At 67.6% G+C, this 24,152-nt stretch carries 21 protein-coding genes; 5 read left to right on the top strand and 16 right to left on the bottom strand.

Annotation, left to right across the window (positions count from 1 at the left end; all coding sequences use genetic code 11):
* Positions 1 to 165: 165 nt before the first annotated feature.
* From J0I99_RS16725 to J0I99_RS16660, 14 genes are all read right to left on the bottom strand, one after another.
* On the bottom strand, positions 166 to 1,833 hold the full coding sequence (locus J0I99_RS16725; protein WP_291398686.1) for a urocanate hydratase: 1,668 nt from the start codon (positions 1,831 to 1,833) through the stop codon (positions 166 to 168).
* 221 nt (positions 1,834 to 2,054) lie between these two features.
* Positions 2,055 to 3,182: a DUF917 family protein gene (locus tag J0I99_RS16720; RefSeq protein ID WP_291398685.1), complete on the bottom strand. Its 1,128-nt coding sequence runs from the start codon at positions 3,180 to 3,182 to the stop codon at positions 2,055 to 2,057.
* Between the two features lie 163 nt (positions 3,183 to 3,345).
* Positions 3,346 to 4,584, bottom strand: a complete 1,239-nt coding sequence (locus tag J0I99_RS16715) for a Zn-dependent hydrolase (RefSeq protein WP_291398684.1) — start codon at positions 4,582 to 4,584, stop codon at positions 3,346 to 3,348.
* Between the two features lie 172 nt (positions 4,585 to 4,756).
* On the bottom strand, positions 4,757 to 6,100 hold the full coding sequence (locus tag J0I99_RS16710) for a dihydroorotase family protein (RefSeq protein WP_291398683.1): 1,344 nt from the start codon (positions 6,098 to 6,100) through the stop codon (positions 4,757 to 4,759).
* A gap of 59 nt (positions 6,101 to 6,159) precedes the next feature.
* Positions 6,160 to 6,906, bottom strand: a complete 747-nt coding sequence (locus J0I99_RS16705) for an ABC transporter permease (RefSeq protein WP_291398682.1) — start codon at positions 6,904 to 6,906, stop codon at positions 6,160 to 6,162.
* Positions 6,903 to 7,841: an ABC transporter ATP-binding protein gene (locus J0I99_RS16700; protein WP_291398681.1), complete on the bottom strand. Its 939-nt coding sequence runs from the start codon at positions 7,839 to 7,841 to the stop codon at positions 6,903 to 6,905. The genes J0I99_RS16705 and J0I99_RS16700 overlap by 4 nt, the downstream gene beginning before the upstream one ends.
* A complete protein-coding gene (locus J0I99_RS16695; protein ID WP_291398680.1) occupies positions 7,834 to 9,021 on the bottom strand; it encodes an ABC transporter permease in 1,188 nt (395 codons plus the stop codon). The genes J0I99_RS16700 and J0I99_RS16695 overlap by 8 nt, the downstream gene beginning before the upstream one ends.
* A 233-nt stretch (positions 9,022 to 9,254) precedes the next feature.
* Complete coding sequence (locus J0I99_RS16690; RefSeq protein ID WP_291398679.1) at positions 9,255 to 10,163, bottom strand: ABC transporter substrate-binding protein; 909 nt, start codon at positions 10,161 to 10,163, stop codon at positions 9,255 to 9,257.
* Positions 10,164 to 10,261: 98 nt separating this feature from the next.
* Positions 10,262 to 11,815 carry an aromatic amino acid ammonia-lyase gene (locus J0I99_RS16685; RefSeq protein ID WP_291398678.1) on the bottom strand — a complete coding sequence of 518 codons (1,554 nt, stop codon included), beginning with the start codon at positions 11,813 to 11,815 and terminating at the stop codon, positions 10,262 to 10,264.
* A 100-nt stretch (positions 11,816 to 11,915) separates the two neighbouring features.
* Positions 11,916 to 13,772: an extracellular solute-binding protein gene (locus J0I99_RS16680; protein WP_291398677.1), complete on the bottom strand. Its 1,857-nt coding sequence runs from the start codon at positions 13,770 to 13,772 to the stop codon at positions 11,916 to 11,918.
* 18 nt (positions 13,773 to 13,790) lie between these two features.
* Positions 13,791 to 15,425, bottom strand: a complete 1,635-nt coding sequence (locus tag J0I99_RS16675; protein WP_291398722.1) for an ABC transporter ATP-binding protein — start codon at positions 15,423 to 15,425, stop codon at positions 13,791 to 13,793.
* Positions 15,425 to 16,600, bottom strand: a complete 1,176-nt coding sequence (locus J0I99_RS16670) for an ABC transporter permease (protein WP_291398676.1) — start codon at positions 16,598 to 16,600, stop codon at positions 15,425 to 15,427. Before J0I99_RS16670 ends, J0I99_RS16675 begins: the two co-directional genes overlap by 1 nt.
* Positions 16,600 to 17,718: a microcin C ABC transporter permease YejB gene (locus J0I99_RS16665; protein WP_291398675.1), complete on the bottom strand. Its 1,119-nt coding sequence runs from the start codon at positions 17,716 to 17,718 to the stop codon at positions 16,600 to 16,602. Before J0I99_RS16665 ends, J0I99_RS16670 begins: the two co-directional genes overlap by 1 nt.
* 303 nt (positions 17,719 to 18,021) lie before the next feature.
* Complete coding sequence (locus J0I99_RS16660) at positions 18,022 to 18,879, bottom strand: NAD(P)-dependent oxidoreductase (RefSeq protein ID WP_291398674.1); 858 nt, start codon at positions 18,877 to 18,879, stop codon at positions 18,022 to 18,024.
* A gap of 193 nt (positions 18,880 to 19,072) precedes the next feature.
* On the opposite strand from J0I99_RS16660, the gene J0I99_RS16655 reads away from it, so the two are divergent.
* The 4 genes from J0I99_RS16655 to J0I99_RS16640 all read left to right on the top strand — a co-directional run bounded on the left by J0I99_RS16655 (position 19,073) and on the right by J0I99_RS16640 (position 22,032).
* Entirely contained in the window at positions 19,073 to 19,486 is a 414-nt protein-coding gene (locus tag J0I99_RS16655) for a hypothetical protein (protein WP_291398673.1), read from the top strand.
* 172 nt (positions 19,487 to 19,658) lie between these two features.
* Positions 19,659 to 20,000, top strand: coding sequence for a hypothetical protein (locus tag J0I99_RS16650; RefSeq protein ID WP_291398672.1), 342 nt, complete (start codon positions 19,659 to 19,661; stop codon positions 19,998 to 20,000).
* Between the two features lie 161 nt (positions 20,001 to 20,161).
* Positions 20,162 to 21,169: an asparaginase gene (locus tag J0I99_RS16645; RefSeq protein WP_291398671.1), complete on the top strand. Its 1,008-nt coding sequence runs from the start codon at positions 20,162 to 20,164 to the stop codon at positions 21,167 to 21,169.
* A 71-nt stretch (positions 21,170 to 21,240) separates the two neighbouring features.
* On the top strand, positions 21,241 to 22,032 hold the full coding sequence (locus J0I99_RS16640) for a hypothetical protein (RefSeq protein ID WP_291392557.1): 792 nt from the start codon (positions 21,241 to 21,243) through the stop codon (positions 22,030 to 22,032).
* Between the two features lie 22 nt (positions 22,033 to 22,054).
* On the opposite strand, the gene J0I99_RS16635 is transcribed toward J0I99_RS16640, so the two are convergent.
* Positions 22,055 to 22,249: a type II toxin-antitoxin system HicA family toxin gene (locus J0I99_RS16635; protein WP_291398670.1), complete on the bottom strand. Its 195-nt coding sequence runs from the start codon at positions 22,247 to 22,249 to the stop codon at positions 22,055 to 22,057.
* Position 22,250: 1 nt separating this feature from the next.
* Positions 22,251 to 22,499, bottom strand: a complete 249-nt coding sequence (locus J0I99_RS16630; protein WP_291392555.1) for a DUF1902 domain-containing protein — start codon at positions 22,497 to 22,499, stop codon at positions 22,251 to 22,253.
* A 175-nt stretch (positions 22,500 to 22,674) separates the two neighbouring features.
* On the opposite strand from J0I99_RS16630, the gene J0I99_RS16625 reads away from it, so the two are divergent.
* On the top strand, positions 22,675 to 24,144 hold the full coding sequence (locus J0I99_RS16625) for a M81 family metallopeptidase (protein WP_291398669.1): 1,470 nt from the start codon (positions 22,675 to 22,677) through the stop codon (positions 24,142 to 24,144).
* Positions 24,145 to 24,152 lie beyond the last annotated feature (8 nt).

The following is a 24,152-nucleotide window of genomic DNA, read 5'->3' as shown; positions in this document are numbered from 1 at the left end:
CTCGCTTCGCTCGCAAGCTCCGCTACCCTCCCCACAAGGGGGAGGGAGAGCCGGCTGCGAATTCTCAGTTCCTTCGCCTCCCTCCCCTTGAGGGGGAGGGTAGCGGAGCTGGTCGCGCTGGCGGCCTAGCGAAGCTGGGTGGAGTGGAGCCAAGTGCTCCAGCCCTTACTTCCCACCCAGGTCAAACCACAAGAGCCCCTTCTTCTCCGCCTCGTCCTTCGACTCCTCGTATCCCGCGTCGGCATAGCGCATCACGCCCAGCCCCGTGTCGTTGGTGAGGGCGAGCGACAGCCGCTCGTCGGCTGCCGCGGTGCCGTCGGCGACCAGGGTCACGCCGGCGGAGGTCATGTAGCCGGCATAGCCGCCGCCGCCCGAGTGGATGACCACGAGGTCGGCCATCGAGGCGGTCAGCAGCATGGCGTCGAGCAGCGGCCAGTCGGCGATGGCGTCGGAGCCGTCCTTCATGTTCTCGGTCATGATGTTGGGATGGGCCATGGCGCCGGCATCGAGATGGTCGCGGCTGAAGGCGATGGGCCCCTTGAGCGTGCCGGCGCGCACCAGGTCGTTGACGCGCAGCGCCAGCGCCGTGCGCTCGCCATGGCCGAGCCAGGCGATGCGGGCGGGCAGGCCCTCGAACGGGATGTGCTGGCGCGCCAGCGAAATCCAGTTGGTGACGATCCGGTTGTCGGGAAACATCTCGAGGACGAGGTCGTCGATGCGGGAAATGTCCTCGGGTTCGCCCGACAGCGCCATCCAGCGGAACGGGCCGATGGCCCGCGCGAACAGGGGCCGGAGGTAGGCTTCGGTGAAGATCGGGATGTCGAAGGCGTTGTCGACGCCGGCCTGTTTCGCCTGCGTGCGGATCAGGTTGCCGTTGTCGAACACCTCGGCGCCGCGCTCCAGAAAGCCGAGCATGGCGCGCACATGGGTTGCGATGGAGGCGCGGCTCGCCGCCATCAGCTGGCCCTGGCCATCGACGCGCAGGCGCTTCACTTCGTCGAGGCTCATGCCGGCGGGGACGTAGCCGTAGACGAGGTCGTGGGCGCTGGTCTGGTCCGTGACGATGTCGGGGATGATGCCGCGGCGCAGAATCTCGGGATAGACGTCGGCGGCGTTGGCGACGAGACCGACCGAGGTCGCGCGCTTCTCACGCACGGCAGCTTCGATCATCGCCAGCGCCGCATCGAGGTCCGGCGCGATGTGCTCGAGATAGCCGATCTCCTTGCGCCGGGCGGCGCGCGCCGGATCGACGTCGACATCGAGGATCGCCGCGCCCGCCATGCGGCCAGCCAGCGGTTGCGCCCCGCCCATGCCACCCATCCCGGCAGTGAGGATGAAGCGCCCGGCCAGCGAGCCGCCGAAGCGCTTCTCGGCGATGCGCATGAAGATCTCGTAGGTGCCCTGGATGACGCCCTGCGACCCAATGTATTGCCACGCCCCGGCGGTAAGCCCGCCCCAGGCGATCAGCCCCTTCTTCTCGAGCTCGTAGAACACCTCGGCTTTTGCCCACTGCCCGACGATGTTGCAGTTGGCCATGATGACGAGCGGCGCCCTGGCGTGGGTCCTGAACAGGCCGATCGGCTTGCCCGACTGGATGACGAGCGTCTGGTCCTCGTCCATCGTCGTCAGCGCTTTGACGATCTGCTCGTGCGCCGCCCAGTTGCGCGCCGCCTTGCCGAGCGCGGCATAGACGATGAGCTTGTCCGGGTCTTCGCCGACGCTCAGCACGTTCTCGAGCAGGCGGAGCAGAGCCTCCTGCCGCCAGCCTTTGGCGCGCAGGACGGGGCCGGAGGGAATGGGGAAATTCGGGTGGCGGGGGTTGGGCTTGGGCATGGGCTGGTTGTAGCGCACGCCATTGGGCGAGACGACCCCCCGGACGACAGAGCGCGGGCTCCACCCCACCCAGCTACGCTAGCCGCGAAACGCGGCAAGCTTCGCTACCCTCCCCATCAAGGGGAGGGAGAGCTGCGGCACCGGCGGCGCTTCTGTCGTCTCCCTCCCCCTTGTGGGGAGGGATCAAGGGTGGGGGTGGCCAAGTGAACCAGCGTCCGAGCCTACTCCCACCCCTTCGCCTTCTTCTTTTTCTTCTTCACCCCGTCCAGCGCGTATTTCGCCAGTTCGATCCCCATCGCCTTCTCGACCGACGGATAGACCGCCGGATCGAGCACCGACGACGACAGCGGGATGACCTTCTTGGGGACGTGGAGGATGAAGATGAACATGCCTTCGCGCAGCTGGCCGGCCGAGAGCGGGGTGCCGGCGGCGTCGAGGGTGGCGATCACGTCGGGGAAGGTGGCGAGCCGGTTGCCGCCCGCATCGTCAATCGCCATGTATTCGTTCATGGTGTGGATGGTGAGCGCCGTGTCGCCCTCGCCGACGATGAAGCGGCCGATGTCGAAGGCTTCCTTGGTGTAGACGAGATCCTTCTTCGTCACCGCGCCCTTGGCCAGGATGGTGCCGCCGGTGGTCTTGACGATGGCGTCGATGACCGCCGAGCCGCCCTTCTTCTCGGCTGCGATGATCGCTTCGCCGAGCGCCAGCGCCAGCGAGATTCCGCCCAACGCCGCGTTGCGGCGCACATACTTGGCGCGCAGCGGGTTGCGGCACGAGGCGATGAAGCCGCCGGACTGGTCGGCGGCGGTGCGCAGGATCGGCGAGATCTTCGCCGTCGCGCCCTTCACCACCAGCTCGATATAGCGGTTCTCGGCCCGGTTGCCGCCAACGGCGGTCTGGATCATCTTTTTCGGGCTGCCGGCCATGCCGATCGAGCCCATGTCGCCGGTCGGGTGCGCGCGGATGTCACCGACGGCGTCGACCACCTTGGTGCCGAGGATCGCGCCCGGCAGCCAGGCGTTGAGCGTCGAGCTCTTGCCGTTCTGGCCGATGATCAGGCCGCTCAGCTTGTCGCCCAGCGCCTTCTCCAGCAGCTTGACGGCCTTGACGTAGTCGACGCCGCGCATCTCCCACGGCGTGGTCGAGGCGGGGGCACCGATGGCGGCGGCGGTCGCCACCCAGTCGCTTGGGTCCAGCTCTTCGATATCCACCAGTTCGGGCTTGCCGATGGAGGTCGCGGCATAGCCCAGCATGCGGCCATGGTCGGCCCAGCCACCGCCCCCGGCGGCATAGACGGAACCGCCCTTCACGGCCGGTTCCACGTCTTTCTCGGTCAGTATGCGACCCACGGCACTACTCCTGTTCGGGGCCCAAACCCCTCACCCGTCCCGGCTTCGCCGGTCCACCCTCTCCCCGACGGGGAGAGGAATACCCCGACTGCGCAGTCGGCGCTCTGTTCTTCTCCCCGTCGGGGAGAAGGTGGCGCGCAGCCCGGATGAGGGGTGGCCAGCACTACAGCCTCCGATCCAGCCGCTGCACCGCCTCCAGCAGCACGGCGGCGCCGAGGGCCACGTCTGCCGTCTCGGCGAATTCCTCCGGCGTGTGGCTGCGGCCGCCGAGGCAGGGGATGAAGATCATCGCCGCCCGAGTGATCCGCGCCATCCAGGCCGTGTCGTGTCCGGCGCCCGAGGCCATGCGGCGGTGGCGCGCGCCCACGGCCACGGCTGCCGCGTCGAGCGTATTCAGCACGAACTCGTCGCAAGGCGTTGGCAAATTGTCGGAAATGGTAACTGGCGGCTCTATGGCGACGCCGGTCTCGGCGGTGACGGCAGCCGCCAAGGCGGCGAGTTCGGTCACGAACGTTTCCATGTCGGCCCGGCGCTCGGCCCGTGCATCGACGAGCAGGCGGGCGCGCGACGGAACGACGTTGGCAGCGCCCGGCTCGATCGAGAATTCGCCCACCGTAGCGGCAAAGTGGAACTGGCCCCGGCTGAGCCTGGTGCCCAGTTCTTCGATGCCGATCACCAGGCGGGCGGCGGCAGTCAGCGCGTCCTGCCGGGAGCCCATCGGCGTAGTGCCGGCATGGTCGGCACGACCGTCGACGATGATCTCGATGCGGGTGATGCCGGCAATGGCGGTGACGACGCCGATGTCGAGCTTGCCGTCCTCGAGCACCGGGCCCTGCTCGATATGCAGCTCGAGGAAGGCGGCGATGTCCTCGCGCTTCTCGGTCTTGCCGGGATTGCCGCCGACTTCGGCGATGCCTTCGCGAAGCGTCATCTCGTCCGCGCTACGCTCGAGCCAGGCGTCCGGCCGTACCCCGGCCATGCCGCGGCTGCCGACGCAGGAGACGCCGAAGATCGACACCTCCTCGGCGAGGAAATCGACGATCTCGAGGTCGTGTCGGAGCGTGATGCCCTGGTCGTTCAGGGCGCGGGCGACTTCGAGCGCCGCCGAGACGCCGGCAATGCCGTCGAAGCGGCCGCCGTCGGGGACGGTATCGGTGTGCGAGCCCAGCATGATGGTCTTGCCGCCGATGCTGCCGCGGCGCCGGCCGATGAGGTTGCCCGAGGCATCGATGCGGGTTTCGAGGCCGGCCTGCTCGAAGCGGCGGACGAGCCACTCGCGGCCGCGCAGGAACATCGGGGTGAAGGCACGGCGGGTATAGGGGTGATCGGGCTCGGTGATCTCGGCGAGGGCGGAGATGTCCTCGGCGATGCGGGCGGCCTGGGTGGGGAGGTTGCGGGTCATGGCGCGGCCTGTGCGTGGAGTACCCCCACCCTTGATCCCTCCCCACAAGGGGGAGGGAGACGCTCAACGAGAGCGCGGTTCCATCGTCTCCCTCCCCCTTGTGGGGAGGGTAGCGAAGCTGGCGCCATTGGCGCGTAGCGAAGCTGGATGGCGGTGCCCAGGTGCACCGCGTTCACGGCCGAACCCACCGGCCACCTCCCGGCTCGGCCACCGTCGTCCCGTCGAAGACCTGCTGGCCGCGGAGCCAAGTGCCCGCCACCGTCCACGGCAGCTCGATTCCGTTGTACGGGCTCCAGCCGACCACGTTGTGGCCGGAGCGGGCGGCGTCGTAGATTTGCGGGCGGTTCACCAGCACGGTGATGTCGGCGTCCTTGCCGGCTTCGAGCGCGCCCTTGTCCTTGAGGCGGAAGTGCTTCGCCGGATTGGCGGCCATCAGGCGAGCCGCCCAGGTGAGGGGGATGTTGCGCTCGAGCGCGCCTTTCACGAACAGCGGCACCATGGCTTCGAGGCCGGGGACGCCGGAGGCATTGGCGAGCATGTCGGGATTGGTCTTGCGGTCTTCGGACCAGCTGGCGTGGTCGGTGGAGACGATCGTCACATTTCCCGCGGCGACCTGCTGCCAGAGCTTTTCGACTTCGGCACGCGGGCGGATGGGCGGGTTGATCTTGGCCTTGCCGCCGAGGCGGCGGACGTCGCTTTCCTCATCGAGGGTGAGGTAGTGGATGCAGCATTCGATGCTGGCGCCGAAGCCGCGGGCTCGGTAGTCGGCCGCGATATCGTAACCCCGGCTGAGCGAGCAGTGGACAACATGCGCGTCGCACCCGGTCTGCGCCCCGGTTTCGTAGATTTGCAGCGTCGCCAGCAACTCGGTCAGCGGCGGGCGACTCATGCCGTGGGCGCGCCAGTCGGTGATGCCGGAGGCCTTCACTTTCGCCATTGCGGCGCGCACGCTCTCGTCGTCCTCGTTGTGGACGCCACCAGTCAGCCCCGTCTTTGCCACCTCGATGAACGCTTCCTGAAGGAGCGGCGGCGAGATGCGGGGGAAGCGCACCGGATCGGTGCCGAAGGTCGAGAACTTGAACGCGGCGACGCCGGCTGCCGCCTGCTCGGCGATGCGGCTCGCGCCCTCGGCCGGATCGATCGTGCCGTAGAGCGCGAAGTCGACGCGGGCCTGCGGGGAGGCGTGCTCGACCTTCTGGCGCACGGCCGCGGCGGAGTTGACGACGTTGCCCTCGTCATAGGGCATGTCGACGATCGTGGTGACGCCGCCGGCAGCGGCCGAGCGGGTCGACCAGATGAAGTCTTCCTGGTGCTTCTGGCTCAGCGAATGCACCTGGGCGTCGATGGCGCCGGGCAGGATCAGCGCGTTGCCGAAATCGTGCCGCTCATGCGCATGCGGAGCGGCGCCCTCGCCGACATGCACGACCTTGCCGTCGCGCACGGCGACATAGCCGCCCTCGATGACCAGCGCGGGGAGGACGACGGTTCCGGCGATGACGAGATCGAAATCGGACATGGTTCAGATTACTCCAAGGGCACGGCGTTCCCACCGACACAGCGTGTGAGTGACCAGGGTCATGTGCCCGTCCTCTGCCCGGTTCGCCGCATCAGCATGCGCTCGACGGCCGAGAGGCCATCATAGATCAGCACGGCGATGGTGCCGACTACCAGTCCGCCCTGCGCAACGAAGGCGATGTTGTTGGAGAGCAGGCCCGCGATGATGACCTCGCCCAGCGTCCACGCGGCGACGGTGGAGCCGATGGTGGCCGTGGCGACGGAGATTACCACCGAGAGGCGGATGCCGGCGAGGATGACGGGCGTGGCGAGCGGCAGTTCGACCTGGATCAGCCGCTGCCGGTCGGTCATGCCGACGCCGCGCGCCGCCTCGGTCACTGCCGGGGGCAGGGTGGTGAGGCCGGTGAGGGCGTTCTCGAAGATGGGGAGCAGCCCGTAGAGGAACAGCGCCACCAGCGTCGGCTGCCAGCCGAAGCCCAGCACCGGCACGGCCAGCGCCAGCACGGCGACGGGCGGGAAGGTCTGGCCGATATTGGCGAGCGAGCGGCTCAAGGGCAGGAACTCGGCGCCGAAAGGCCGCGTCACGAGGATAGCAAGTCCGACCGCGAGCATGGTCGCCAGCAGTGTCGCGACGGCGACGATGGCGAGGTGGCTGAGCGTCAGCACCAGCAGCGTGTTCTGCGTGTAGATGGCGGGCTGACCGTTTTTGGTCAGGGGCTGGAAGACCCAGGCAAAGCTCTGCGGCGTGACCACGAACGCCACCAGCAGCGCGAGGACGACCAGCCGGACGATCAGCCCCGGCTTCATTGCGGGCGCTCGGCCCGGTGGGCGATGTCGTCGCGGCGGATGCGGCCGAGGCTGGCGCCGGTCGCGTCGACCACCGGAAGGATGTCGCGCCCGGTCCACAGCATCTCGGCGTAGGCGTCGCGCAGGGTGGCGTCGGGCGAGATGGGGGCGCCCTGGGCCGGGCCGGGTTCGACCAGTTCGCGCACCCGGGTGAGCGACAGCAGCCGGAACGGCCGCTCGCCGGTGCCGATCAGTTCGGCGACGAAAGGCGTGGCCGGCCGGGCGATGATCTCGGCCGGCGGCGCGTATTGCAGCAGCTGGCCCTTGTCCATCACGGCGATCCTGTCGCCGAGGTGGATGGCCTCCTCCATGTCGTGCGTGACCAGCACGATGGTGGTGCCGAAGCGCTTCTGGATGGCGAGCAGGTCCGACTGCGCCTTGGCGCGGATGATCGGGTCGAGCGCGCCGAACGGCTCGTCCATCAGCAGCAGCTTCGGCTCGGCGGCGAGGGCGCGGGCGACCCCGACGCGCTGCTGCTGGCCGCCCGAGAGCTCGCTCGGCATGCGGTCGCGGAACTCGCCCGGCGGCAGCTGGAACAGTTCGAGCAACTCATCGACGCGCCGGTCGATTCGCGCCCTGTCCCAGCCGAGCAGGGACGGGACGGTGGCGATGTTCTGGCCGACCGTGCGGTGCGGGAACAGGCCGTGGCCCTGAATGGCGTAGCCGATGCGGCGGCGTAGCTCGAAGGCGGGCAGGGCGCGGGTGTCCTCGCCGTCGATGCGGACGCTGCCCGAGGTGGGTTCGATCAGCCGGTTGATCATGCGGAGCAGCGTGGTCTTGCCGGAACCGGAGGTACCGACGACCACCGCGATCTCCCCGTCGGCGACGGTGAGGCTCACGTGATCGACGACCGTCAGCGCGAGATAGTCCTTGGTGAGGGCTTCGATCTCAATCACGCGGGATCTCCCTTGGCGAGACCAGTTCGACTGCGGCGTCGAGCACGACGGCGGCGGCGAAGGCGAGGGCGACGGTGGGGACGGCGCCGAGCAGGACCAGGTCCATCGCCGTCTGCGTCACGCCCTGGAACACGAAGACGCCGAAGCCGCCGCCGCCGATCAGGGCGGCGATGGTGGCAAGCCCGATGTTCTGCACCAGCACGATGCGGATGCCGGTCAGGATGACCGGGAAGGCGAGGGGGAACTGCACCTGCACGAGCCGTTGCCAGTCGGTCATGCCCATGCCCCGCGCCGCATCGTCGGCGGCGGGCGGCACGCCCTGGAGGCCGACCACGGTGTTGGCGACCACCGGCAGCAGCGAATAGGCGAACAGCGCCACCATCGCCGGCGCCGCGCCGACACCAGCGACGCCGAGCAGGGCGGCGCCCGGAACATTGGCTGCGACCCAGGCCAGAGGCGCGATCAGGAGGCCGAACAAGGCGATGGAGGGGATGGTCTGGATGGCGTTGAGGACATTCAGCACCGGGGCGCGCAGGGCGTCCGAGCGGTAGCACAGGATGCCGATGGGGATGCCGGCCACCGTCGCCGCAACAAGCGAACCGAGCGCCAGTTCGAGGTGCGTCTGCGCCTCGCGCCAGAAGGTCTCGCCGCGGTTGAAGTACTCGCGCAGGATGGAGAGGTCGTTGAGCGTGCCGGAGGCGAGCAGGATGGCGAAGAACGCGGCCACCGCGGCGAGCACGGCGATCCGTCTCCAAGGCTTGAGCTTCAGCCGCGTGATGGCATCGGCGGCGAGCAACGCGAAGGCGAAGACCAGGAGCCAGAAGCCGCCGCCGGGCGAGACACGCGCAATCCTGTCGCCGGGCGGCGTCAGGTAGGTGCCGGCCTGGCCGACGGCGACGAACAGCAATGCGACGACGACGAGGCTGGTGGCGAGGCGCCAGAGGGTCGGGACCTTGGTGATCGCGATGGCCATGCCGGCGAGGAGGACGAGCACGAGCAGGGTCGCTTCCCAGCCGGGCAGCGCGGCGAAGATGCCCTTTGCCTCGCCCAGGACAATGCGGTTGGCCCGGAACGCGGCGAACGGCATGAACGCGGCGACGGCCGCGACGGCGGCGATCAGCACGCCGAGCTTGTCGACGGCGAGGGGGAGGCGGGGGGACGCGGTTTCCACGGTGGTCATGGGCGGACACCCCTCATCCGGCGCTTCGCGCCACCTTCTCCCCGACGGGGAGAAGAACAAGACGCCGACTGCGCAGTCGGTGTTCCTCTCCCCGTCGGGGAGAGGGTGGATCGGCCGAAGGCCGAGACGGGTGAGGGGTTTGCCCACCGATGGCTTCGAAATCCCAGCATTGCCCAAACATTAGGGGTGGGCAGTGTTCCTGCCCACCCCAAAAATGCTGTGACTGTCGCGGCTTACTTCAGGAAGCCGTTCTGCTTCAGCCAGTCGATGGCGACCTCCTTGGCGGCTTCGCCGCCGACCTGGATGCGGCCGTTCAGCGTCTGCAGGGTGACGAGGTCGAGCTTGTCGAATACCGGCTTCAGCAGGTCCGGGATCTTCGGATTGGCCTGCAGCACCGCCTCGCGGATGATCGGGGCGGGCTCGTACACCGGCTGCACGCCCTTGTCGTCCGCGAGCACCACGAGGCCGGAGGGCGCGATGCCGCCGTCGGTGCCGTAGACCATGGCGGCGTTGACGCCGTTAGTCTGCTGCGCGGCGGCAGCGATGGTCGCGGCGGTGTCACCGCCCGAGAGCGTCACCAACTGGTCGGGCTTCAGGGTGAAGCCGTAGACTTCCTGGAACTTGGGCAGCGCCGCCGGCGACGACACGAATTCGGCGGACGCGGCGAGCTTCACCTGGCCGCCACCTGCCACCCACTTGCCGAAATCGGAGAAGGTGACGAGTTTGTTGGCGTCGGCAACATCCTTGCGGAGCGCCACGGCCCAGGTGTTGTTGGCCGGGGCAGGCGACAGCCAGACGATCTTGTTGGCCTCGTAGTCGAGCTTCTTGACCTCTTCATAGGCCTTGGTCGCGTCGTTCCACAGCGGATCGTCGGCCTTGTTGAAGAAGAAGGCGCCGTTGCCGGTGTACTCGGGATAGATGTCGATCTCGCCCGAGGTGATCGCCTGGCGCACGACCGGCGTGCCGCCGAGCTGGATCTTCTCGGTTACGGCGATGCCGTTGGCCTGCAGCACCTGGCTGATGATGTTGCCCAGCAGCCCGCCCTCGGTATCGATCTTGGAGGAGACGACGACCTGCGCACTGGCCGCGGTCACCGTGAAAGCCAGTGCCGCAACGGCACCGAGCAGTGTCTTCGAAAGCATGATGGTCTCCTTATTGGTACCGGCCGTCTGTCAGGTCCCTGGGCCGGAATTGGCGCCAAACCTATACGGAGCCCGACGAAAAGTCATACTTCGCGATACTACGCGACCGGCCCCAGCGCGAAAAACTCGTCCAACCACGGAATAGGGGCGAGGGAAATCAGTTCCGACATGCTGCGCTCCGAGCCGAGGTCGCTCTCGATGATCTCGACCTCGACCGACAGGGGCCGGTCGATCTCGTAGTAGGCGGCATGCTGGCGGACCTTCTGGTAGATCAACGCCGGTACTCCGCTCGGCTGGTCGCCGAGGATGTCCATGGCCTGCGCCGACAACAGCCCCTCGAGCGCCGCGAGCCGTCGCAAGGCGCGCACCTGTCGCTCGAAGCGCTCGACCACCAGCGGCAGGAACGCCGCCTCGTCCTCGATGCCGGCGGCGACGACCATCGACTGCGCCGAGATCGAACCGGACATCGAGAGCACGCGGGCGAAGAGCTCACCCGCCAGCTTGATGATCGGCCCGAACCCGGTGGCGATGGCGCCCGGCGGCACGAGGTTGATCGGCAGGTCGCGGCGTGCGCCGTTCGACAGCAGCACGCAGCGGTTGAACGAGTTGCGGGCCGCATGCGCGAGGGCGAGCTGGGCGGTCTGCAGGTAGATCGTCACGTCGAGCGGCAACGACCCGCCCGAGGTCAGCACCTGGCCCTCGACCACGACCGGGTTGTCGTCGGTGCGGCCGGTGGCGGCGAGGATGGTCTCGCCGGCGACCCGCAGCGCGTCAAAGGTGGCGCCGAACACCTGCGGCATCATCCGGAGGCTGAGCGGATCCTGGATATGGGTGGCATCCGGCCAGTCCCAGCCCATGGCGTTGCGGTAGAGCCACGCGCCGATCTCGGCTTCGCGCTCGGTGCCGACATGCGCGACGGCCTTCCACGGGTCGCGCGAGGCGCCGAGCGCCCCGGCAGTCGTGAGGCTGGTCGCCAGCAGCATGCGAATGGCCGATGCCGCCGACCGCACGGCCTCGGCGGCGGCGGCGAAGCCGACGGCATTGACGCTGATCGAGGCGAGGCTGTCGCGCGGCGCCATGCGGCAGGGCTTGAGGCCGGCCTCGGCAAGCGCCGCCTCGGCCGACATGCGCCGGCTCTGGTAGACGGCCTCGCCGACCCCGGTCAGCACCGCGCCGATCTGGCCCATGAGGCCGATGTCGGCCGTGCCGATCGATCCGGTGCGCCGCACGACCGGCACCACGTCCTTGTCGAGCAGGTCGAGGTAGGCATCGACAAGCTCGCGCGAGCAGCCGACCCGGCCGGTCAGCGCCGTGTTGACGCGGATCGCCATGGCGTTGCGCACGACCGAATTGGGAAAGGGCGCGCCGGTGCCGAAATGGTGGGCCCGCACGAGGCCGAGGTTGAACGTCTCGAGCTGCTCGGGCGACCACTCCACATCCTTCATGGCGCCGACGCCGGTGGTGGCGCCATAGACCGGCTCGCCGCGCGCGATCTTGTCCTCCACCGCCTTGCGGGCGATGTCGACCCGCTGCATCGCGGCAGGGTCCGCCGACAGCGACACGGCGCGCAGGCCGATCCGCGCCAGGTCCGCGAAGGTCAGGGGCTTGCCGCGCAGGGTGAGGGTGTCGGAGCGGACGTCAGCGTGCTGCATGCACCGGGATTACCGGCTCAGGCGGCGGGGTGCAATGTCGGTTGTGAACAGCCCCTCACCCTGGCCCTCTCCCCGGCGGGGAGAGGGGCAGTCCGATGCGTCAGTTCTTCGCCGCGCCGGTCTTGGCGGCCTTGGCCTCGTCGTACCACCACACCGTGGGGAAGCCGATCGAGAACTCGGGCAACTGGTCGGGGTGGCTGAAGCGGTCCCAGCGGGCGATGCGGGACTTGCGCAAGGTGTATGTGGGGGTGACGTAGTGGTGGGCGAGCAGGACCCGGTCGAGCGCGTGCGTCGCCGCCACCAGCGTGGCGCGATCGTCGGCGAAGATGACCTTGTCGATCAGTGCGTCGACGCCCTTGTCCTTGATGCCGGCATAGTTCGAGCTGTCGTCCTGGTCGGCGGCGGCCGAGCTCCACATGAAGCGCTGCTCGTTGCCGGGCGACAGGCTCTGCGACCAGCCCGTGTAGATGACGTCGAAATCGCGCTTGCGGACGCGCTCGATGTACTGGGCCGAGTCGACCGTTCGGATGGTGGCGTTCATCCCCAGCCGCTTGAGGTTGGTGACGAAGGCGGTGGCGATCGGCTGGATCACCGGGCCGTTGAGCAGGATCTCGAAGGTCACCGGCTGCCCGGCGGGGTCCAGCAACTGCGTGCCCTGGAGCGTGTAGCCGGCCTTGGTCAGGATCTCGTTGGCGGTGCGGAGGCTGGCGCGCAGCTTGGTCGGATCGCCGTTGACCGGGTTCTTGTACTCGGTGGTGAACACGCTCGGCGGCACCAGGTCCTTCACCGAGTTGAGGATGTCGAGCTCCTCGCCCTGCGGCAGGCCCGAGGAGGCGAGTTCGGTGCCGTAGAAGAACGAGTTGATGCGGTCGTACTGGCCGAAGAAGCGCAGCTTGTCGAGTTCCTCGAAGTCGAAGGCGTAGAGCATGGCCTCGCGCAGCGCTTCGTTCTGGAACAGCGGGCGGCGCAGGTTGGGGACGAAGCCGACCATGACGCCGTTGTCGCGATAGGGGTTCTCGAACAGCTCCTTGACCACCCGCCCGTCCTTGACGGCGGGAAAGTCGTAGTTGTTCTGCCAGCGGATGGCGACGTTTTCGTCCCACCAGTCGAACTCGTCGGCCTTGAAGGCCTCGAACTCGGCGGTGTCGTCGCGGTAGTACTCGTACTTGAGCGTCTGGATATTGTTCTGCCCGACGTTGAACGGCTCCTTGAGGCCCCAGTAGTTCGGGTCGCGCTCGTAGGTGATGGAGACGCCGGCGTTGAAGCTCACCAGCTTGTACGGGCCGGAGCCCATGGGCGGCTCGAGCGTCGAGCGTGCGATGTCGCGCGGCTTGCCGTCGGGTCCGGTGCCCTCCCACCAGTGCTGCGGCAGGATCAGCAGCTGGCCCATGATGTTGGGCAACTCGCGGTTGCCGGTCTGGTCGAAGCTGAAGGTGACCTCGCCCGGCGCCGTGACCTCGGCCTTGGTGACGTTGGCGTAGTAGTTGGCGTAGTTGGGGTTGAGCTCGACCAGCTTGTGGAACGACCACACCACGTCCTCGGCCGTCACCGGCTGGCCATCCGCCCACCTGGCGCGCGGATTCATGCGGAAGCTCACCGAGGAATAGTCATCCGGCCAGCTCAGCGCCTCGGCGAGCTGGCCATAGGAGGTCGAGGTCTCGTCGAGCGAGGGCGTCATCAGCGTCTCGTACACGAGCCCGAGGCCGTCGGCGGGTTCCCCCGCGGGCAGGATCGGGTTGAAGGTGTCGAAGCCGCCCATGGAGCTCAGCCGCACCTCGCCGCCGGCCGGCGCATCCGGGTTCACGTAGTCGAACTGCTTGTAGCCCTCGGGGTACTTGAGCTTTTCCATCAGCGTGCTGCCGTGGTGCCAGACTTTTGGCGCGGCGTCCTGCGCCGCCGCGGGGGCGACGGCGAGCAGCGCGGCGAGGATGAGGGCGGCAAGGCGGGTCGGCAGCATGGTGGGCCTCGTGCGGCGTTATTCCGGGGAGCTTAGCGTGCCGGCAGGCGGCGTCAAATCGGTGGTGAAGGCAGCCGCGAGCAGGGCGCGGGTATAGTCCGACTGCGGCGCGGCGAAGATGTCGCGCGCCGTGCCGTGCTCGACCACCTTGCCATCGCGCATCACCAGCACGTGGTTGGCGAGGGCGCGCACCACGCGCAGGTCGTGCGAGATGAACATGTAGGTGAGCCCGTGCCGGCGCTGCAGCTCGCGCAGCAGGTCCACCACCTGGGCCTGCACGCTGACGTCGAGCGCCGAGGTCGGCTCGTCGAGGACGACGAACTTGGGCTCGAGCACCATGGCCCGGGCAATGGCGACGCGCTGGCGCTGACCGCCCGAGAATTCGTGCGGGTAGCGATGCCGGTCGGCAGGCTCGAGGCCGACTTCGCGCAGGGCCTGCACGACGCGGGCATCGCGTTCGGCCGGGGTGAGCGCGGGTTCATGTACGCCCAGTCCCTCGGCGACGATATCGGCGACCGACATGCGCGGGCTGAGCGAGCCGTAGGGGTCCTGGAACACCATCTGCAGGTTCTTGCGCAGCGGGCGGATGCGGCCGGCCGGCAGCCCGTCGATCGGTTGGCCCAGATAGGCGATGCGGCCCTCGGACCTCACGAGGCGCAGCACGGCGCGGCCGAGCGTGGTCTTGCCCGAGCCGGATTCGCCGACGACGCCGAGGGTCTCGCCGCGCCGGATGGTGAGGTCGACGTCGTCGACGGCCTTGATGTGCCCGACGGTGCGGCGGAACAGCCCGCGCCGGATCGGGAACCAGACGCGCAGGTGCTCCGCCACCATGACCGGCTCGGCCGCGGCAACGGCCGGCAGCGGCTCGCCGCGCGGCTCGGCGGCAAGGAGCTTCCTGGTGTAGGCATGCTGCGCGGCTGTGAAGATGGTTTCGGTCGGACCAGATTCGACGATCTTGCCCTCGGTCATCACGTGCACGGTCTCGGCCATCTTGCGCACGATGCCGAGGTGGTGGGTGATGAAGAGGATGGCGAGGCCGCGCTTTTTCTGCAGCGATTGCAGGAGGTCGAGCACCTGGGCCTGCACGGTGACGTCGAGGGCGGTGGTCGGCTCGTCCGCGATCAAGAGGTCCGGCTCGTTGGCGAGCGCCATGGCGATCATCACGCGCTGGCGCTGGCCGCCCGAGAGCTGGTGCGGGAAATCATCGAGGCGCGACTGAGGGTTCTGGATGCCGACCTCGGTGAGGAGCTCGATGGTTCGTGCCTTGGCGGCGGTGCGGCTCATGCCGCGATGGACGATCAGGGCTTCCGAGACCTGCCGCTCGACCGTGTGCAGCGGGTTGAGCGAACTCATCGGCTCCTGGAAGATCATCGAGATGCCGTTGCCGCGCACCTTGCGGATGGCCTCCTCGCTCGCGCCGAGCAGGTCCTCGCCCTTGAAGCGGATGCTGCCGTTTGGGTGCGAGGCGGGCGGGTAGGCAAGGAGCCTCAGCACCGACAGCGCCGTCACCGACTTGCCCGAGCCGCTCTCGCCCACCAGCGCGACGGTCTGGCCGGGCGCGATGGTGAAGCTGACCCCGCGCACGGCATGCACCACGCGTTCCTCGGTGGTGAAGTCGACATGCAGGTCCTCGACCTCGAGCAGCGGCGACATCATGCCCGTCCCGCGAAGGTTCGGCGCGGATCGAAGGCGTCGCGCACGCCCTCGCCGATGAAGACGAAGAGCAGCAGGATGAGCGCGATCACCGCGAAGCTGGTCAGGCTGAGCCAGGGGGCGAAGAGGTACTCCTTGCCCTGGTTGAGCAATTCGCCCAGCGAGGGCGAGCCAGCCGGCAGGCCGAGCCCTAGGAAGTCGAGCGAGGTCAGCGTCGACACCGACCCACCCGCGATGAACGGCATGAAGGTCAGCGTCGCGACCATGGCGTTGGGGAGCAGGTGCCGCAGCATGATCTGCGTGTTGCTCACCCCCAGCGCCCGCGCCGCCGCTACGTATTCGAGGTTGCGAGCGCGCAGGAACTCGGCCCTCACGATGCCGACGAGACTGGTCCAGCTCATCAGGATCAGGACGAACAGCAGCACCCAGAAGCCGGGCACCAGCACGCTCGAGATGATCAGCAGCACGTAGAGCGTCGGCATCGAGCCCCAGACGTCGAGCAGGCGCTGGCCGATCAGGTCGGTCCAGCCGCCGAAATAGCCCTGCACGGCGCCGACGATGACGCCGATGACCGAGGACGCGATGGTCAGCAGCAGCCCGAAGATCACCGAGACGCGGAAGCCGTAGAAGAGGCGGGCCACCACGTCGCGGCCCTGGTCGTCGGTGCCGAGCCAGTGCAGATTGCCGATATCCCGGCAGGCCGGATCGTCGGGCCCGAGCGGATAGCGCGAGCAGCGCACCTCGTCGGTGAGCATCCATGATGGCGGGGCGGGGGCGCTGGTGCCCAGCGACTCGTCCACGGTGGCGTCGCCATAGCGGATCGGCGGCCACAGCATCCAGCCGTTGGTGCTGATCTCGTCGGCGATGAACGGGTCGCGATAGATGGTCTGGGCGAGGAAGCCACCGAACTTTGTCTCCGGATAGTCGACGAGGGCCGGCACCAGCAGTTCGCCCTTGTAGGAGGCGAGCAGCGGCCGGTCGTTGGCGATGAAGTCCGAGGCAAGCGCCAGGCCGAACAGGATCACGAACAGCCACAGCGACCATACGGCGCGCCTGTTGGCGCTGAAGGTCCTGATGCGGCGCTGGTTGATCGGGGAAAGGAGCGGCGCCGAGCGCGCCGCATCGGCGGGCGCGAAGGCGAGATAGCGCGAACCGCGGAGCGTTGCTGCTTGCATCAGACGGCCCGGCTCTCGAAATCGATGCGCGGGTCGATCCACATGTACATGAGGTCGGAGACGAGGTTGATGACCAACCCGAGCAGCGAGAAGATGTAAAGCGTGGCGAAGACCACCGAATAGTCTCGGTTGAGCACCGAGACGTAGCCGAGATAGCCCAGCCCATCGAGCGAGAAGATCGCCTCGATCAGCAGCGAGCCGCCGAAGAAGGCGCCAACGAACGCGGCGGGAAAGCTCGCGATGACCAGCAGCATGGCGTTGCGGAAGACGTGGCCGTAGAGCACGCCGCGTTCGCTGAGTCCCTTGGCGCGGGCGGTGACCACGTACTGCTTGCGGATCTCGTCGAGGAACGAGTTCTTGACCAAGAGCGTCGAGGTGGCGAAGGCGCCGACCGCCAATGCGGTGATCGGCAGCGTGATGTGCCACAGGTAATCGAGAACCTGCTGGTACCAGGGCAGGCTGGCCCAGTTCTCCGACACGATGCCGCGAATCGGGAAGATGTTCCAGAAGCTGCCGCCGGCGAACAGCACGATCAGCAGCACGCCGAGCAGGAAGGACGGGATCGAGTAGCCGACAATCACCACGACAGAGGTCCACAGGTCGAACCGCGTGCCGTCCTTGACCGCCTTGCGGATGCCGAGCGGGATGGAGATGCCGTAGCCGAGCAGCGTCATCCACACGCCAAGCGTGATCGAGACCGGCAGCTTCTCCTTGATCAGGTCGATGACCGAGATGTCACGGAAGTAGCTGTTGCCGAAATCGAAGCGGATGTAGTTCCACAGCATGGTGAAGAAGCGCTCGACCGGCGGCTTGTCGAAGCCGAACTGCTTTTCGATCCGGGCCAGGATCTCGGGGCGCAGCCCGCGCCCGCCGCGATAGCCGCCGGTGCCCTGCGCGCCGGTCTCGGTGGTGGATTTCACCACGTTCTGCCCGGCGAAATCGCCCTGGCTGCTGCCCGAAATCGCCTGGGTCGCCGAGACGTTCTGCCCGCTCAGTTGTGCGATCATCTGCTCGACCGGCCCGCCCGGCGCGAACTGGGCGATGACGAAAGTCAGGAGCATGATGCCGAACAGGGTCGGGATCATCAGGAGGATGCGGCGGAGGATGTAGGCGCCCAATGGCGTCTCCAGGGATCCGGGAGTCAGTCAGCAGCGAGCAAAGCAGCACTGTTGGCCGGATTGCGGCAAATCACCAAGCCTTGATGTCACGGCGCGGTGGCGCGGTCCAGCGCGACCGGGCTCCGACGGGGAGAAGGGGCCGTGGCCTCGTGCATCGGCCGTGACTTACCGAGTCGTTCTCGCGCAAGCGGGAGCCTCGGTTTTCGGCGTGCGCGGCCAAACGGAGATCCCCGCTTTCGCGGGGGATGACCCCGTGACCTGGGCAGCCCAGGGTGAGAGCCCCTCAGTGGCCCGGTTCGTTGGTCAGACGTGGTTCCGCCAGCTGTGCTGCGGGTTGTAGTCGAGCATGCGGCGCGCCTTGTCGATGGAGAGCAGCGTGCCATTCTGGCTGAGCTCGCGCTTGTGCGGCACGTTGGGGAATACCTCGGCCATCAGGGACATGTTGGAGCGGCTCATCACCGTGTCATGGTTGGCGATGATGAACGGCTCGAAGCCCTTGAACTCGGCCTCGATGCCGCGGCGCACCGCCTGCGCGCCGTCGCGCGCGTCGATATAGCCCCAGAGGTTCCACTTGCGCAGGCCGGGGTCGGCATCGAAGCCCGGAAAGGCCTTGTAGTCCTCGACGTCCATGACGTTGGAAAAGCGCAGGCCAACCATCTTGAGGCTCGGATCCCAGCGGCAGTACTGCGCCGCCATGGTCTCGTCGAGGAGCTTGCCCAGCGAGTAGGCCGTTTCGGGGCGCGGGAAGTACTCCTCGTCCACCGGCACATAGGGCGGGGGCGTTTCGAATGGCAGTCCGAGCACCGTTTCGCTCGAAGCGAAGACGACGTTCTTGATCCCGGCGAGGCGGCAGGCCTCGAACACGTTGTAGCTGGTCGGCACGTTGTTCGCGACGGTGCGGCTGTTGGCGAACAGGCCCGGCGCCGGGATCGCGGCGAGGTGGACGACGGCGTCGAACGGCCCCCTCTTTTCGTCGATGCCGCCAAGGATGGCCTGCGCCACCTGGCCGAAATCGGTGAGGTCGATCCGCACGCTGGGGCAGATGGCGTCGCGTGGCGGCACCTGGTCGACATTGAGCACCGAGTAGCCGTTCGCGACGAGGTCCTTCAGCACTGCGCGGCCCAGCTTGCCGCTGCCGCCCGTCACCAGAACCTTTGCCATCTGGCACCTCCCGAAATCTGATTTGCCTGACCCTAGCATGGCCTGGGGGCATGCTGTCACGAGCCTGAACGCCCCCGTCAGGGCCGGTTCAAGGCCAGGGGACTATGTGCAGTCGCCAGCGTCAGGGAGGCCAAGTGCCTCCACGTCCGAACGCAGCACCGGCGCCGCGAGCGCCCATCATCAGGAGACAGAAATGAACAAGCAGGCCCTTGCCGCTTTCGCCTTCGCTATCCTGACCACCGCCTCCGCTTTGCCGGCCACCGCCCAATCCGGGCCGCCCTGTACCGCCGGCCCGCAATGCCCGACCCACGAAACCGGCAGCGGCGAGAGCTGCGGCGACCAGCTGGGCTACATGAAGCGGGTCTATCCGGCCGAGGTGCTCGGCGTCGACAACCACTACCGCGTCTGGGTCACCGAACTCTGCCCCTCCGACACGCTGATGCGCTCCGATGGCAATGCGGCGTACCTGCGGAGTTCCATCGCGAAGAACCGCGTGCTCGTCGAGGTCCTGGGCCGGAAGGGGTTTCATGCCGACGACGTCGTCGCCGTGCGCATGATGGGCGACGATACCGTCAACCTCTACGTCCATCACTTCGGCAAGCTCTGACCGCAGATCGCACGGCGAAAGGGCGGGGACCCCGGTTCCCGCCTTTCGCATTTTCGCCGCGACAGTGCCGCGCCGATGAACGCTGCCTGAACAGGGGCCTCAGTGGGGGTTCAATCGGAGGGCGGCATGGTGGGCACAACAGATCGACACCGGGCCCCGAAAGGATGCCAAGATGAACAAGAACCAAGAAAAGCTGCTGGTCGCCACCCTCGCGGGCCTGATCATCGCGGGCGTCGCCGCTTTCGCCGTCCAGCCCGCCCTGGCCGCCGGCTACGAGGTTGGCAGCCCGGCCCGGATCGTCGGCGTCAAGCACTGGGACGTGCTGAACGCCCGCAAGTGGCCTGCCTCCTATTCGCAGAAGGTCGGCGCGTTCGAGCCCAGGACCTCGGTCTGGGTCGAGCGCTGCATCGTCTCGCCCCAGGGCGGCGCCGACTGGTGCCTCGTCGAGCAGCAGCACACCCGGGGCTGGGTCAACGCCAGGTTCCTCGAGATGGCCTACGACTGGGACATCTGACCGATTTCCGGCGCGTCGCCTCCAACGGCGCGGCGGCTCCTCCCGACTACGCCTCCCATGCACCGACTTGCCTTTTGACTGACCTCCACAGATTGACTTCGCGGCCCGGCGGCGTTCCAAGAGAACCCCCGGGCCTCTTTCTTTTCGCGAGCAGTTCTGTCGTGGACGCCAACCCCATCCTCATCGAGCAGACGCGCGGCAGCTACGTGGAGAACCGCCACCGCGCCGCCTTCGTGATCGCGGACGCCCAGGGCAACATCATTGCCTCGGCCGGCGACATCGCGCGCCCGGTGTTCCCGCGCTCGGCGATCAAGTCGATGCAGGCCCTCGCCATGGTCACCTCCGGCGCCATCGACCGGTTCCACATCAGCAACGAAGAACTGGCGCTAGCCTGCGCCTCGCATCACGGCGAGGACGTGCATGTGCTGGGGGTGACGCAGTTCCTCGACCATGTCGGGCTGGCGCCCATGGACCTCGAATGCGGCGCCCACCAACCGACCAACGCCCGCGCCCGCGAGGCGCTGCGACGTGCCGGCGAGGAGCCGACGGCGCTGCACAACAACTGCTCGGGCAAGCATTCGGGGATGCTCAGCGTGGCGCGCGCGCTCGGGGTCGATACGCACGGCTACGTCGAGCGCAACCATCCGGTGCAGCAATCGGTACGCCGCGCCATCGAGGCCGTGGTCGGCGAACACCTGAGCGAGGACCTGTGCGGCACCGATGGCTGCTCGATCCCCACCTGGGCGGCGCCCCTGACCGCGTTCGCCCGCGGTTTTGCCCGCATGGCGACGGGGCAGGGCCTGCCCGACGATCTCGCGACCGCCGCGCACCGCATCTTCGATGCCGCGACCACCCACCCGATGCTCGTCGCCGGGACCGGCCACCTCGATACGCTGGTCATGGCGGCCTTTGCCGGCCGCGTGATGCAGAAGGGCGGGGCCGAGGGCGTGCAGTGCGGCGCGATCCGCGACAAGGGCTGGGGCTACGCACTGAAGGTCGACGACGGCAACATGCTGGCCAGCCAGACGCTGGTCGCCAACCTCTTGCTGCAGTTCGCCGATCCGGATGACAACCAGCGCGCGGTGCTGGGGAAGTTCGCGCGCCCTGCGATCAAGAACGTGCGCGGCTTCGAGGTCGGCGAAATGCGGCTTGCCGTGCCGCAGCTCTAGCCCAAGGAACCACGCCCGAGCCGCGTCTCATGCACATCGGCGGGCCGGCGCCCGCGAAACTGGAGGAAATCTTGCGTCTTGCTGCCCTGTCGTTCGCCCTCGCGGCGATATGCCTGCCCGCCGTCGCGGGCGAACCCTATCAGCCGATCAAGCTGAAGCCGGCCGAGACGGTGACGCCGTCGCAGGACCTGATCGACTGGGCGACCGCCTTCCTCGATGCGGTCGAGAAGGGCAATGGCGACGCCATCGGCGCGGGCATCGCCGACAAGATCGTGACCGTGGATGGCGGGCTCGAACTCGCCATTTCGCGCCACAAGGAGACGCTCGGTCCGTTCAAGACGACCGAAGAGAAGCTCACCCAGCTCGGCTACAACACCGGCGGCGACCTACCCGTGACAGCGGACGGAAGCGACGTCGGCCGCTTCGCCATCGGGGCGGCGCGCGAATTCATCGTCGAGTCGATGACCGCCCGCCAGGCCTGGGGCACCGACCCGATGATGCCGAAGGGCACTGTGTGCACCTACGCCTACCGCAGCTTCGATGCCAAGGCGGTCAAGAAGCTCGCCGACAAGCTCAAGATCCAGAGCTCGAGCCTGTTCTATGTCGACGCAGCGACCGAGGTGCTCGCCACGCCCGACGCCAAGGGGACAGTGGCGGCGACGCTGCAGCCCGATCTGCTCTACGCGCTCGACTACGATACCGACGCGCCGGGGCGCTGGATCGCGGTGCACCTGCCAGAGGGGGGCGCGGGCTTTGTCAACTTCGACAAGGTCGAGCTACAGAAGCCCTATGCCTCGGGGGTCTGCTTCCTCAAGACCAAGGGCGGCTGGCAGATGGTCGGGCAGGCGTCGACCTCCTTGTAGCGTCGGGGCTGCCCACGACGCACTAGAGGTGAAGCTCGCTGCCGGCGTCCTTCAGGATGCCGTTGGCGGTGTGCCTGACCATCAGATTGCGAGGGACTATCAGCGTGACGCCAGCGTCATTGACCCACTTCTCGTGGGAGCCCTTGGCGTTTGAGATGTAGCGAAAGCCCAGCCGGCGCAGTTCCTTGGCAACGGCACCGTAGTAGCCTTGAACCACCTCAACTGGCCTTGGCCAGCGGCTTCTCAAACAGGATGGCCGGCACAAGCTCGCGCATCGGCTTGTTGACCAGATCATCCGCCGACAGGTGATTGCTCACGATCAACTCCGGGGCAACCTCCATCACGATTGCCTCCAGTTCCTCAATGGTGGATGCCTCGACATGCAGTCCAACGATGTCGCTGTCGGTGTAGTAGACCCGCGATGTCGGATCCCACTTGGCGCGTACGTAGAACGCTCGCTTGGCCATGATGCATCCCTTGTGTGTGGTCAACATAGTCTCGGGGTGACGAGAAGACTAGCGAAGTGACTGATATTCTCGTCATCGCTTGTTGCGGAGCATGCGTTCCTTCCCATGGAACAGCCACGCGTTGACCGACGCGGGGGCGATTCCTAGGCTTGCCCCGCATCGGAGGAAATCGCACATGCGCCTGTTCATCGCCACCCTGGGCACCGAGACGAACACCTTCGCCTCGTTTCCGACCGGGATCGACGACTTCAAGGCCTGCATGTGGAACGAGGGCGCGATCGAAACGCTGCCCTCGTCGCCCTGGTCGGCGCCGAGCCAGATCTGGCTGAAGCGGGGCAAGGCACTCGGCTGGGACGTGGTGCAGAGCCTGTTCGCCTTCGCCAACCCGGCCGGCCCAACGGTGAAGGCCGACTACGAGGCCATGCGCGACCGCATCCTCGCCGACCTCGCCGCGGCCGGCGAGGTCGACGCTGTGCTGCTCTACCTGCACGGCGCGATGGTCGCCTTCGGCTACGACGACTGCGAGGGCGACCTCGTCTCGCGCATCCGGGCCCAGGTTGGCGAGCGCACCAAGATCGGCGTGGAGCTCGACCTGCACGGGCATGTCGACAACACCATCGTCGACGCCGCCGACCTGATCGTCATCTACAAGACGTACCCGCATATCGACCACGCCGAGCGCGCCGAGGACCTGTTCGACCTGATGGTGCGGCTGCTGAAGGGCGAGATCGACCCCAAGATGGCGCTGTTCGACTGCAAGACCATGGGCCTGTTCCCGACCACGATGGAAGGGCCGATGATCGAGTTCTCTGCCGCCATCATCGAGGCGGAGGGCAAGGACGGCATCCTGTCGCTGTCGCTGAACCACGGCTTCCCGTGGGCCGACGTGCCGCTCGCCGGCGCCAAGATGCTGGCCATCGCCGACGGCGACATGCGGGTCGCCGAGGCCGCGGCAGAAAAGTACGGCAAGTGGTTCTACCGCATCCGCCGCGAGGCGACGCTGCCCTTCACCTCGTTCGAGGAGGCCATCGCCGAGGCGCGGATCAAGGGCGACAAGCCGCTGCTGATCGCCGACACAGCCGACCAGATCGGCTCCGGCGCGCCCGGCGACACCACGCATGTGTTGAGGGCCTTCATCGACAATGGCATCCGCAACGCGGTCGTCGCGCCGCTGTGGGACCCGATGGCGGTCGGCATCTGCTTCCAGGTCGGAGTGGGCGCGAAGCTGCGGCTGAGGATCGGCGGCAAGTTCGAGCCCTTTTCCGGCCCGCCGCTCGACGCCGAGGCCGAGGTGCTGTTCCTCAAGCGCAATGCGTACCAGGATCACCTGCCCGGCGAGCGCATCGATATCGGCGATGTCGCGGTGGTGCGGGTCGAGGGCGTCGAGGTGCTGCTGACGACGCTGCGCACGAACCTCTATTCGCTCAGCCTCTTCTCGCTGCATGGCATCAGCTTCGACGACAAGCAGGTCGTCTCGATCAAGAACCTCTACAAGCACAAGGACCTGTTCGTCACCAACACGCGCAAGCAACTGTTCGTCGCGACGCCCGGCACGAGCAATCCGGACTGGAAGCAGCTCCCGTTCAAGCGCCTGCCGCGCCCGATGTGGCCGCTCGACGAGGATCCGCTCGGGCTGGAGGGGTAACCCGCACC

It is taken from the genome of Devosia sp., assembly GCF_017307495.1.
Lineage (GTDB): Bacteria > Pseudomonadota > Alphaproteobacteria > Rhizobiales > Devosiaceae > Devosia_A.
The sequence above is the reverse complement of the archived record's forward strand: the minus strand, read 5'-3'. Positions and strand labels throughout refer to the sequence as shown.